General features: G+C 70.8%; 3 protein-coding genes. 2 read left to right on the forward strand and 1 reads right to left on the reverse strand.

From position 1 onward, the window contains the following. Positions 1–393: 393 nt before the first annotated feature. On the reverse strand, positions 394–4,551 hold the full coding sequence (locus OG410_RS35995; protein ID WP_329302965.1) for a ricin-type beta-trefoil lectin domain protein: 4,158 nt from the start codon (positions 4,549–4,551) through the stop codon (positions 394–396). 547 nt (positions 4,552–5,098) lie between these two features. On the opposite strand from OG410_RS35995, the gene OG410_RS36000 reads away from it, so the two are divergent. After that, the gene (locus OG410_RS36000; RefSeq protein ID WP_329302966.1) at positions 5,099–11,956 is read left to right on the forward strand and encodes a ricin-type beta-trefoil lectin domain protein; all 6,858 of its coding nucleotides are present in this window, start codon (positions 5,099–5,101) and stop codon (positions 11,954–11,956) included. A gap of 625 nt (positions 11,957–12,581) precedes the next feature. Further along, the gene (gene panD, locus OG410_RS36005) at positions 12,582–13,001 is read left to right on the forward strand and encodes an aspartate 1-decarboxylase (RefSeq protein WP_329302967.1); all 420 of its coding nucleotides are present in this window, start codon (positions 12,582–12,584) and stop codon (positions 12,999–13,001) included. The last annotated feature ends 30 nt before the right edge of the window (positions 13,002–13,031 follow it).

Here is a 13,031-nt window from a genome sequence, read left to right on the forward strand (position 1 = left end):
GCCTTGGCTGCGAGGCGTCAGCGGGGCGCTCGGTGCCCAATGAGGGGAGCCCCCGATGCGGCGGCTCTCTGTGTCCTTCGGGTGCGATGCACGGCTTCGGGAGTTTCTTCATGTTTCGGACCATGTTCAAGTCCAACAGCTAGCGTTGGAGATCCTCGCAGGTCAGGGCCGTGTCATCGGGGTCCAGGTCGGCAACTGGTCAGCATCGGTCGCGAGCGCGCTGAGGGCCGGGACGTCTTCCGCCACCCGACGGTCGCCCCCCGGCCGCCCGCCTCGCCGAGGCGGCCACCGCTTCCCCTGCCTCGTAGCCGACCAGAATGCTGCGCCTGGCGCGGGGTTGAGCGATGGCCCGGACGGGGCTGCCGGCCGGCGCCGGAAGCGGTGGTGCGGTGGCTACGGGGCGACCGGCAGGTCCGGCGTCATCAGTGTCGGGATGCTCCAGCGCTGCGCCGGGGTGCCGTTGCAAGCCCAGATCATGAACTTCTGGCCCCAGTCGCGGTTCGCCCGCGGCAGGTCGAAGCAGGCGTCCGACTGCGGGTTGTAGATGCTGCCGTCGGCGCGCGGCAGCCACTGCTGGCCGCCCTCACCCAGACACTGCCAGAAGATCAGGTCGGTGCCATGGGCGGTCTGGTTGCCGCGAGCCGCCACACACTGCCCCTTCTGGGTGAGGGTGCCGTTGGCGTTGACGCTGAACCCCTGCGGGTCGGAGCCGTTGCAGTCCCACAGCTGCGGCTGGTTGCCGTTGCCGTTGGCGCCCTGAGGCGTGTCCACACAAAAGTCGGGCGACGGGGCGTACCGAATCGGCAGGTCCGTGGTCGTCGCCGGCGGCACGTAGCCCTGGTAGACGGACAGGCCCGCGATGGCGCCCTTGAGGTAGTTGCTGGGCTTGCTGACGTACTTGTACCGGCCCAGGACCAGGGACCCGCTCGGGGCGGGGCTGGTGCTCGCCTTGTGGTACCCGCTCGAGGCCAGGGTGCCGTTCACGTACAGGCTCATGGCGCCCGTGGTGGCGTTGTACGTGGCCGTCAACTGGGTCCAGACGCCCTGCTTGAAGGTGTTGGCCGGGGTGACGGTGGAGTTGTAGTCGTACGGCCAGCCGTCGTCGTCACCGCGCGCGATGGCGAAGCGCCAGTGGCCCGAGTCGGCCCACAGCATGAACGCGCTGGCGTGGGCGGTGTCCTGGCTGACGATCACGCCGTCGGGCGCGGTCATCTTCGCCCACGTGGAGATGGTGAAGGACTGCCGGGTGTCGACGGGCTTGGCCGGGCCGGTGACGACCGACTTCGCAAGGTCGTCGAAGACCGCGACCTTGCGGGACCGGCCGTCCACGGTCTCGGTGGCGTAGGTGACGGCCGTGGCGGTGGCGTCGTTGCTGACGCCGCTGCCGTTCTTGGCCGGGATGGCCTTGGCGTCGCCCTCCAGGCGCCACTGGACCGTCGGGGCCCGGGCGTCACCCCGGACGTGGTAGCCGCCGAGGCTGTTCACCGCGCCGGCGGTGGCGCTGCCCGCCCAGGCGTGCAGGGTGCCGTCGGTGCCCACGGCCCAGAAGTCCGGGATGTCGTCGCCGGTCACATCGCCTTCGGAACCCACCCGCGGGTAGTCCGTGCCCTTGATCCCGTAGCCGATGCGGGTCGTCGGCTGTGCCGCCAGGCCCGTGACCACCACGTACTGGTCCATCGCCCGGGTGGCGGTGGTCAGCTTGTACTGGAAGATGTCGCCGCTGGTCCGGTTCCGCACCCACAGCGCGGGCGCGGTGTCGGTGCCGATGTTCAGGGCATTGCCCGGGACCATCAGGTCCTTGTCGTCCCAGGTGCCGGACGCGTCCACCAGGGTGGGCGGGGCCAGGGTCTGGTTGGTCTTGACCGGGTAGAACCAGAGGTTGCCGGACTCCACGGCCAGCATGCCGGTGGCGTCCGTCACCTGCCGGCTGGGCGTCCGCGTGGTGCGGGCCGGGCCGGTCGGGGTGATCTGGCTGGAGTGCTGCCAGGTCGCCTCGTCGTGGTAGCCGCTGCACGAGGTGGTGTACGCCGTGTCGCACTTGGGCTTGTCGAGCGTGTCCTTCGTGCCGAGCGTGAAGCGGCCCGGGTCGGAGAGGGTGTTGTCGTAGACGAAGAGCTGGGATCCGGCGAGGGCGCCGGGCGTGGCCGACTCCTGGTGGACGAACAGGTCGTCCACATTCCGGCCCGGGTCGAGCGAGCCGCGGTGGACGGTGCGGTAGTCCTTCCAGGTCCGGCCGGAGGAGACCTCCGGGGCCTGGAGCGCGGTGGCGCCGGTGCCGCTGGGGATCATGCTGCGGGCGGTGCCGTCGGTGGCGCGGCCGTGCGTGACGAGGTTGCCCGCGGTGTCGGGGAGCAGGATGTCGGAGCGGGCGTCGCCGGTGGTGTCACCGAAGGCGACCGCGCCGTCCTTCCACGGGACGTAGAAGGCGTACGACTGGGTCTGCGAGGAGTTGCCCGCCTCGTCCAGGACCCGGGCGTAGACGATGTTGGTGCCCCAGTGGGTGGGCTTGACGCTCAGCGAGCTGACGCTGAGCGCGCTGCCGGCCGGCGCGCACTGCTTCTGGGCACCGGTGAGCTGCGGGTCGAAGCCCCACTCGACGCAGGCCAGTCCGGAGCTGCGCAGGCCCGTGCCCGGGCTCGGGTCGGAGGCGGTGATCGGGAGGGAGCCCGTGTCGCCGAGGTGCAGCTCGGTGATCTGGCCGTTGCCGGCCGGCGGGAACTGGGTGGCCGGGTCGGTGAAGCGGCCGAACTCCAGCACCGGCGGGGTCAGGTCGACCGCGAAGTGGCACGAGGTGGTGGAGGGGCCGCGCAGCAGGCCGTCGTCGCCGTGGACCGCCCAGCCGTAGTTGTGACCGTCCTCGATCGCGCCGAGCGGCACGGTGTACGTGGCGTCGGTGCCGGTGGCCACGAAGCCGGACCAGCCCGTGTTCACCGTGGCGCCCGTGTTGTGCTCCCACATGTTCAGCCACTGGGTGAGCTGGCCCTGGTTCGGGCTGGAGACCTTGGACGCGATCGTGACCGTCGGGTTGGTGATCCAGCCGAACTGCTCGCCGGGCACGTCGCCGCAGGCCTGGGTGTCGCCCGCGACCACCCGGCGCGGGGCGGGAACGGTGCGCTGGTTCTCGGGGACACGCGGCGGGAAGTCGTACTCGGCACTGAGCACCGCGGTGTACGCGAACCGCTTGAACGCTATCTTGTCGCCCGTGCCCTCCTGCCCGGTCAGGGCGAAGGCGAGCGGGGTGCCGGTGTCGCGGATGCCGTCGCGCAGGGCCTTGGTGACGTCGAACTCGACGGGGATGTTGGCGTAGCAGTCACCGCTGTTGCCGTTGCCGCCGACGTCCTGGTTCTGGATCCACTCACGGATCTGGTGGTTGCTCCACTTGACCGTGGAACCGAAGGCTCCGGCGCGGTAGAGGTGCACGGGGTACTTGGTGGTGCACGACCAGTCGGCGGAGAGGTACTGCTCCAGGCGCAGCTTCGCGTAGTTGACCGTCGCGCCCGCGTAGCCGTTCAGGTCGAACTCGTAGAGAGCGCGCTCGATGCCCTTGTCGGTCTCCCAGCCCTGGTAGCCCACTCCGGGCTTGTCCCGGTCGGAGGAGCCCGTGCGGTCGTAGTTGCCCGTGTCGTACGCCTGCTGGACCCAGGCGTGGTGCGACTTGCCGCGGCTGTCCACCGACCACGAGGGGTCGACGTAGATCGGGTACGCGGTGTCGGCGCCGTCGAGCAGCTCGGCACCGGGCGCCAGGGCGATCTCACCCGTGGCGGCCTTGCCGGGACCGGAGACCTTCGCGCCGGTCACCGGGATGCGGGCCACGGTGGCTCCGGCCCCGGGGCCGTCGGGGCTGCTCAGGTCGGCCCTGCCGCCGGTGGAGCCCACCGCGCCGGGGGCGGCGAGGGCGGCGTGGCGCGAGCGCTTGGCGGCGGGCTTGCGGGCCTCGCCGGCGGACCACATCAGCGGGGCCGGGGCGCGGAAGACCGTGTTCTTGCCGGCTGCGGCGGTGAGGCTGCCGTCCTTGCCCTTCGCCAGGGTCAGGCCGTCCGTGACGGTGGGGAACGCCAGGTTCCGCACGGCCGGGTCGGCGGCCGCGGCCGGGGTGCGCAGGACCACGACGGTCGTGTAGCCGCCGTACTTGGTGGCGCTCACCTGGAGGTCCGTGTCCGGTGCCACGTTCTCGAAGAGCGCGTCGTTGCCCCTCAGCACGGGCTTGGGGAGCGGCCCCGGGAACGGCGAGGAGACGGCCAGCCGCTTGCCGTCCTCGGTGGTCATGGTGGCCAGCGGGCCGCTGCCGCCGCCGGAGATGACCAGGCCGGAGCTGGCGGCCCCGGGCGCGACGGTGCCGTCGGCACGGACGGCCAGGGTGTCGTCCAGGGCCTTCCAGCGGCCCTTGTCGTCCTTGGTGCGCTGCGGCAACACGTGGCTGTCGGTGCGCAGTCTGCGCTCGGGGGTGGCGACCGTCGTCGCGAACTCCGTCGTCAGCTCGGTGACCGGAACGTCCTTGCCGGTCTTCGCCGCCAGCGCCCAGGCCTTCTCGATCACCGTACGCGCGGGCACGTTTGACGGAGCGGCAGGCCTGCCGCCCGTGGTGGACGCCGCGGGCGCGGCCGACGGTCGCGGCGTCGTGGGAGCGTCCGGCACGGGCAACGGCGCGGCCTCCGCCGCATACGGAGTCGCCAGTAGCAGAACCGCCGAAACCCCTGCGGCCAGCCTGGCCGGAGCTCGCCGTCTCGAGCCGGCTCTTCGTGCGTTGGACATGCGAGTGCCCACTCCCCCCATACAGGTACGACCGGGGCCGTCCGGTCCCGGATCGGGGCACTGTGGCAGGAACCCGCATCATGATCAAAGTCCGGAGCGGTCGATTCCGCCCCTCCTGCCAGAAGTCGTCAGCAATTGGTCACGGGGTGACTTTTCCCACCTGCCTCCAAAAGCGACCGCACAATGACTTGACCCTCAATTGGCTGATACGTTCACGCGCTTGAGCCGGTGATCATCCGGATCAACGGCGTCCAGTTCAGCGGGGGGATGAGCGATGCCGCACACCGGCATGCACAATTCTCGGCGACACCACTGGAGACGGGTGACCGTCCCGATGGTGCTCGCTTTGGCCACATCACTTCTGGCGATACCGCCGGCGGGCGCGGCGACGCCCGACTTCGACACGGTCTGGCGGCCGCCCAAGACACCGCTGCCGCGCACGGCGTCCGTACCGCTCAAGCGGAAGGCCCCGGCCAAGCCGGCCAAGCCGCCGCGCCCGGTGCCCGGACGGGCGGCCATCGCGCCCGTCGCTCCGGTGACCCGGCTCGTCGGGACGGCCCGGACGACTACGAAGGGCCAGGCCCGGGCCGGGGCCCTGCCGGTCTGGGTCTCCCTCGCCGGCAAGGGCGCCAAGGGCGCGCCGCCCGCCGTCACCGTCGTCCGCAACGACGCGGCGACCGCCCGCAAGGCGGGCGTCGACGGACTGCTCTTCACCCTGACCGCCGACCGCGCCGCCCAGGGCACCGGCACCCGCACGCCGATGACGGTCGGGCTCGACATGGCCGCCCTCCAGAAGGCGACCGCCGGCCGGTTCGCCTCGCGGGGCCGCCTGGTGACCCTGCCCGCCTGCGCGGCGACCACGCCCCAGATAGCGGCCTGCCGAGTCCACACCCCGCTCGTCATGCGCGTCGACAAGGCGACCGGACGGCTCGCGGCCGACGTGGCCGTACCGGCGGCAAGAACACCCGTCGCGGCCGGCAAGCGGTCGGCCGCCCCGTCCGGGTTCGCCGCCTCCGCCGGGACGGCGGCCCCGCTGCTGCTCGCCGCCGACACCGAGGCGAAGGGCGGTGGCGGTGACTACACCGCCACCGCGCTCACCCCCTCCTCGGCGTGGGCGTCCGGCAACGCCTCGGGCTCGCTGACGTACGACTACGCGCTGCAGGTGCCCACCGCGCTCGGCGGCGCGGCACCGGACCTCACGCTGAAGTACGACTCGTCCTCGGTGGACGGCCGTACCTCGGCCACCAACGCCCAGGCCTCGTGGATCGGCGACGGCTGGGACCTCAACCCCGGCTTCATCGAGCGCACGTACAAGGTCTGCGACAAGGCCGGCATCAAGGACTCCGGCGACCTGTGCTGGTCCGGGTACAACGCCTCGCTCTCTCTCGGCGTGCACTCCGGACCGCTGGTCCGGGTGGCGACCTCCGCTGCGGCGACGGACGCCGCGACCGGCGTCTGGCGCCTGAAGAACGACGACGGCACCCGGGTCGAGTTCGGCTCGGGCGCGGCCAACGGCGTGCGCGACGGCGCCTACGCCAAAGTCACCGATCCGACCGGCACCATCTACTACTTCGGCATCAACCACCTGCCCGGCGGCGACAAGACGGACCCGGCGACCAACTCGGTCTCCAGCGTGCCCGTCTACTCGCCCAAGAGCGGCGACCCCTGCTACGACTCCGCCAAGGGCAACACTTCCCAGTGCCTGATGTGGCAGCGTCTCTCCCTCGACCACGTCGTGGACCCGAACGGGAATCTCACCACCTATACCTGGGCGCCCGAGACGAACTGGTACAAGCGCGGCGCCGGCCAGAACAGCGGCAACGGCACGCTGACCGCGTACACCCGCGCCACCACCCTCGCCTCGGTGAAGTACGGCCAGAAGCTCGACGAGCAGGTGGCCGCCAAGGGCACGCTGCAGCCCGCCTCCCGGGTGACCTTCACGGTCCTGGAGCGCTGCGAGAACGCCGCGACCTGCGATCCCTCGCAGCGCACCTCGGCGAACAGCACCAACTGGCCCGACGTGCCCATCGACCAGGAGTGCAAGTCCAGCGGCACCTGCAACCGGTACGCGCCCACCTACTTCACCACGAAGCGGCTGGCCTCCGTGCTGACCGAGGTGCGGGTCGGCGGCGTCTGGAAGAGCGTCGACTCGTACGACCTGAAGCACTCCTTCCCGAACCCCCTGGACGCCACCAGCCAGAAGGTCCTGTGGCTGGACTCGATCCTGCGCACCGGCCTGACCGAGACGCCCAGCGCGCCGCTGCCGCCGGTGAAGTTCACCCCCATCATGCTGGCCAACCGAGTCGACGGCACCAACGTGGTCCCCGCGCCGCCGATCATGAACCGGCCGCGCATCCAGCAGATCGCCAACGAGACCGGCGGCGTCCTCAACGTCGACTACAACCTGCCCGCGTGCTCCCGCGTCAACAACGTGATGCCGACGGCGGAGGACGACAACACGCTCGCCTGCTACCCGGTGCGCTGGCTGCCGCCGGGCTCGGCCTCCGGCGCGACCCCGGTCCTCGACTGGTTCAACCACCACACGGTCAAGTCCCTGACCGAGAACGACGCGGCGACCGACGCCCCGCAGAAGATCACCGCCTTCACGTACGGCCCGGCCGGCTGGCACCGCGACGACAGCCAGTTCACCGAGTCCGACGCCCGTACCTGGGGCGAGTTCCGCGGCTTCGCGACGGTCACCGTCACCACGGGCAGCGGCAACGACGGCCCCAAGGCCCAGGTGCGGACCACGTACCGGCAGGGCATGAGCGGCGACACCCGCAAGAACGGGACCAGCCGCACCGCCACCTTCAGCGACGCCCTCGGCCGTTCGGTCACCGACCACGAATGGCTCTCGGGCCAGGTCCTGCAGACGGAGACCTTCGACCAGGCGGGCGGCTCGGTCGCCGCCCACACCGTCACCGCCGTCAGCGGTGAGGACGACACGGCCACACAGTCCCGCGGCACGGGTCTGCCCGACCTGGTCGCCCGGGTGCCCTTCACCACCAGGACGGACACCACCAGCTCCAAGAAGGCCGACGGCACCTGGTCCACGGCCACCAAGACCACGGTCACGGACGCCGCGAACGGCAACCGGCCGCTGACCGAACTCGACCAGGCCGACGGCACCGAGGACATCTGCACCCGCTCGTCGTACGCCGCCGGACCCGACGCGCAGCGCACCAACCTCGTCTCCGAGACCCTGAAGGTCTCCGGGGCGAAGGCGTGCACCGCCGCCGCCACGGCCGCGAACACCGTCGAGCACAAGCGTGTCCTGTTCGACGGCAAGCCCTTCGGGCAGGCCGGCACCGCGGGCAACCCGACCTCCACCGAGGAGCTGGCGCAGTACGAGGGTGACGGTTCCGCCCAGTTCACCACCGGCAAGGTCAGCACCTACGACGGTTACGGCCGGGTCCTGTCGGTCACCGACCCGACGCGTACGGACGCCCAGCACACCGGCGGTTCGGTGACCCGCACCACCTTCAGCCCCGCCACCGGCGAGCTGCCGTCCTCGTCGACCTCGTCGGCCTCGGCCCCCGGCCAGCCGTCCACGGTCACGTGGGACACCGTCAGGACCCTGGACCCGCGCCGCGGGCTCCCGCTGACGGAGACCGACCCCAATGGCAAGGTCACGACCCTGCGGTACGACGGGCTCGGCCGGCTGACCGCCGTCTGGCGTCCCGGGCGCGTCCCGGCCACCGAGCCGAACGCCGACATGACGTTCGGCTACGCGATCTCCCAGAAGGCCGGCACCCCGTCGGCGGTGACCACCTCCTCCCTGAAGAAGGACGGCACCACTCCGGTCTACCTGAAGAGCATCAACATCCTCGACGGGTTCGGCCGCGACCGGCAGACCCAGGACTCCCCGAAGAACCCCGCGTACTCGGGCCGTCTGATCAGCGACAACCTCTACGACTCCCAGGGCCGCGTCCGGGTGGAGAACTCCCCCTGGTACAACAACGACTCGGGCCCGTCCGGCACCCTCGTGAGCGCGGCGGAGTCCTCGATCCCCTCCCAGTCCCGCACGGCCTACGACGGCCGGGGCCGCGCCACCGTGGTGTCCGCCTGGTCCCTGGGCACCGAGCAGAGCCGCACCACCACCGCCTACCCAGGCGTCGACCGTACCGACACCGTGCCGCCGGCCGGCTCCTGGCCGAGCAGCGTGCTGCTCGACGCCCGCGGTCGCACCACGGCCCGCTGGCAGTACCGCACCCCGACCGTGACGGGCAGCGCCGCCGACGCGACCGTGTCGACGTACACGTACACGGCTGATGGCAAGCCCGCCACGCGCAAGGACGCCGCGGGCAACACCTGGTCCTACGGGTACGACGTCCGCGGGCGGCAGGTGGAGGCCACCGAGCCGGACACAGGCAGCACCACGCAGACGTACGACGCCGCCGGGCGCCTGGCCACGTCCAAGGACGGCCGCGGTAGGACCCTGGTCCGCACGTACGACCTGGCGGACCGGCAGACCGGCCTGTACGACGGCACGGTGAGCGGCGTCAAGCAGCTCGTCGGCTGGACGTACGACTCGGTGACCAACGGCAAGGGCAGGCCTGCCTCGTCCACCCGCTACGTCGGCGGCACCGGAGGCCAGGCCTACACCAACGCCGTCACCGGGTACGACAACGCCTACCGCGCGACCGGCATGCGGATCAGCATCCCCGGCAGCGAGATCGGCCAGACCGGCACCTTCACGTACACGGCGGCCAGCACGTTCGACAAGCTGACCGGCGAGCGCAAGACCGCGCTGCTGCCGGCCGTCGGCGGCCTCCCGGTCGACGACATGAACTACTGGCACAACGACCACGGCCAGCTGTACAAGTACGCCGGCGCGACCACGTACGACGTGCAGACGGAGTACGACGCCTTCGGCCGGGTGATCCGCTCGACGGTCAACCCGTTCGAGAAGCAGGTCGTCACCACCCTGGACTACGACCAGGGCAGCGGGCGGCTGAAGGGCCAACTGCTGGACAAGCAGACCTCCGTCACCGGGGCCGTCCAGCAGACCTCGTACACCTACGACAAGTCCGGCCGCATCACCTCGGTCACCAACACGCCGGACAACATCCCGGCCGCGCGCGACCGGGAGTGCTTCACGCTGGACCACCTCGGCCGGATGACGGCGGCCTGGACCGACAAGGGCGGCCTGACCGCTCCCGGCGCGGGCCAGACCTCCGACCAGGGCGCCTGCGCCAACACCACCCCGTCGGCCGCCACGGTCGGCGGAGGCAACCCCTACTGGCACGAGTTCTCGTACGACGTGACGGGCAACCGCACGGTGTTCGTCAGCAAGGACCTGACCGGGGACACCACCAAGGACGTCACCACCACGCAGGGCTACCCGGCCGCCGACACCGTCAACAACGGTGCGGGCAAAGGCGGTCCGCACGCGCTGACCTCCAGCACCACCAAGACCGGCAGCACGGTCAACAAGGCGGGCAGCAATCGCTACGACGGCTCCGGCAACCCGGTCGACCAGTACACGTCGAAGACCGGCACCACCGGCATCACGTGGACCCCGGACAACCGGATGGACACCCTCACGCAGGCCATCGCCATCACCGGCGTCGGCGGCAAGTGCCTCGACGTCCAGGGCGCGAGCTCCGCGAACGGGCAGCCGATCCAGATCTACACCTGCAACTCGGGCGGCGGCCAGCGGTACTCGCTCACCGGCGACGTGCTCAAGGTGTTCAACAAGTGCGTGACCGCGATGGGCACCACGGCCGGCTCGGCGATCCAGAACCAGCCCTGTGACGGCTCGGCCGCGCAGACCTGGAACCGGCGCGCCGACGGCACCCTGTACAACCCGGCGTCGGGGCGTTGCATCGGGGTTCCCGGTGACGTCGCCACCAACAGCGTGGACGTACTCCTCGCCGACTGCGGCAGCCCGGTCCCGGCCGGCCAGAAGTGGACGGCCTCGGACCGCACGACCTCGTACGTGTACGACGCGAACGGGGACCCGATCGTCCGCCGCAGCCCGGGGAAGACCACGGTCACCCTCGGCGAGGACGAGCTGACGTACGACACGGTCGCCAGGACCCTGACCGGCACCCGCTACTACCCGATCCCCGGCGGTCTCACCATGGTCCGCGTGGGCGCGGGCGGCCTGACCATCCAGCAGGCCGACCACCACGGCTCGGGCGTCCTGACCATCGACGGGGACACCCTCGCGGTCACCCGCCGGGCGATGGACACCTTCGGCAACCCGCGCGGCACCCAGCCGGCGGCGGGCGTCTGGGGCGGCCAGAAGGGCTTCGTCGGCGGCACCAAGGACGACAACACCGGACTGACGTTCCTCGGCGCCCGTCAGTACGACCCGGCGTCGGGCCGCTTCCTCAACCCGGACCCGGTCATCGACCCGGACGACCCGCAGCAGTGGAACGGCTACGCATACAGCGGCAGCAACCCGGTGAACGCCAAGGACGACACCGGCATGTTCTGCGACGGCTGCAGCGCCAACGCCGACAACTCGGCGTGGGACCCCTCCCACGGCCCGGGCTGCACCGTCGACACCTGCTACGACACGGACGGCAACGAGCTGTACAGCACCGTCAGGCGCCGTCACGACGACGGCAGACTGGTGCCGTGGCGCAGCGGGAACGGAGGCTGGGGCAACGGCGCTCGCTGGCGGCAGCAGTCGAAGGCGGACCACGACGCGGTGATCCAGCTGCGGCAGTTCATCGTCCTGGCCAAGGGGTCGAACCTGCCGGTGTTCGCCAGGACGCTCGAGCACTACCTCGGCAACTCGGGTGAGGACTTCCGGATCAGCCCGGACGAGGTGGACTCCCTGATGGACGCGGCGGGTGTCGCGGAGAGCCTCGACGGCACCCTGTTCCAGGCGTTCAAGGCCGCCGAGAACTCCGCCGCCGGAATGGCGGAGCGGCACGACTTCGACTCCGGCTGGCAGAACGCCGCGGCGGGTCCGGCCTCGCCCGACTGGTACCTGGCCGTCCGCGGTCTGCAGTACCGGGTGACCGGTTCGGTCGAGAAGGGCAACGTCTCGTACCAGGTCCAGGTCTTCAAGGACTGGAACTTCGACTACGACGAGGAGATCAAGATCCCGACCGTGGGGAAGGTGGACTTCGGTCCGTACGCCTCCCTGCACGCGATGGGAATGGCCCAGGAGTACGAGGTGCGCGGGCGCGGCAACGTCCACAGCGTCAACGGGTACACCGACGGGCTCGGCTGGGGTCGTCGCTGACGCCACCCGGAAGGCCCCGACCACATCCAGTGGTCGGGGCCTTCCCCCTTTTCCCGCCGCTCCCGCACGAGGTGCCGCCGGCCGCCGAACCTGCCTGCCGCACTGCCGGTCCGGCGGGTTCCGCGTTCCTGGCCTGGGCGCAGCGAGGGCCGTGGTGGCCTCTTCGCCCACCCCGTCCGGAGGAACTGCGATGCCCTCGGCCGACGTACTGGACGACGGGGCCGCCATGCACCCGGCGCCTCTGGTGTGCTGATGCGCATGGAGCTCACCTCCGGCCTGGCCAAGCGGCCTACGATCTCAGGCACGCCGGCACCTGGTTCTGGCTGTACTTCGGTGTGGACCCGGCCGAATGTGCTCGCCGGATGATCCAGCGGTGTCGGCGGTTGTCGTGTCCGCGCGACGTTCGGCCCGCCATGAGCGCACTGCGGTTGGCGGACATGGCAGGGGAGGCGGGGGCGCAGTGAAGCCGTCACCCAAGGGCCTGATGATGCATTCGGCGGGAGGTCGGTACGAGTCCTGAAAGACCCTGGGAAAGCTGACCGGACATGCGAATCGTTGTAGTCTCCGGAGACCGCCCTTGACCTGCGTGAAGCAGGCAGGGAGCAGACATTTCGGGAGTTCCTTCATGTTTCGCACCATGTTCAAGTCCAAGATCCACCGTGCCACGGTCACCCAGGCCGACCTGCACTACGTCGGATCCGTCACCATCGACGCCGATCTGCTCGACGCCGCCGATCTGCTGCCCGGCGAGCTCGTTCACATCGTCGACATCACGAACGGCTCCCGCCTGGAGACGTACGTCATCGAGGGGGAGCGCGGCTCCGGTGTCGTCGGGATCAACGGAGCGGCGGCCCATCTCGTGCACCCCGGTGACCTGGTGATCATCATCAGTTACGCTCAGGTCGATGACGCCGAGGCGCGGGCACTGCGGCCCGCGGTCGTGCATGTGGACCGCGACAACCGGATCGTGTCCCTCGGCGCCGACCCGTCCGAGCCGGTACCGGGCTCGGACCAGCAGCGCAGCCCGCAGGCCGTCACCGCCTGAGCGACGGCGCGGCGGTATCGCAGGACCCGA

It is taken from the genome of Streptomyces sp. NBC_00659, from assembly GCF_036226925.1.
Classification (GTDB): domain Bacteria; phylum Actinomycetota; class Actinomycetes; order Streptomycetales; family Streptomycetaceae; genus Streptomyces.

Bases quoted from the DNA above. Each gene is read 5' to 3' on its own strand.
- panD (WP_329302967.1), top strand. From the start codon at position 12,582: ATGTTTCGCACCATGTTCAAGTCCAAGATCCACCGTGCCACGGTCACC.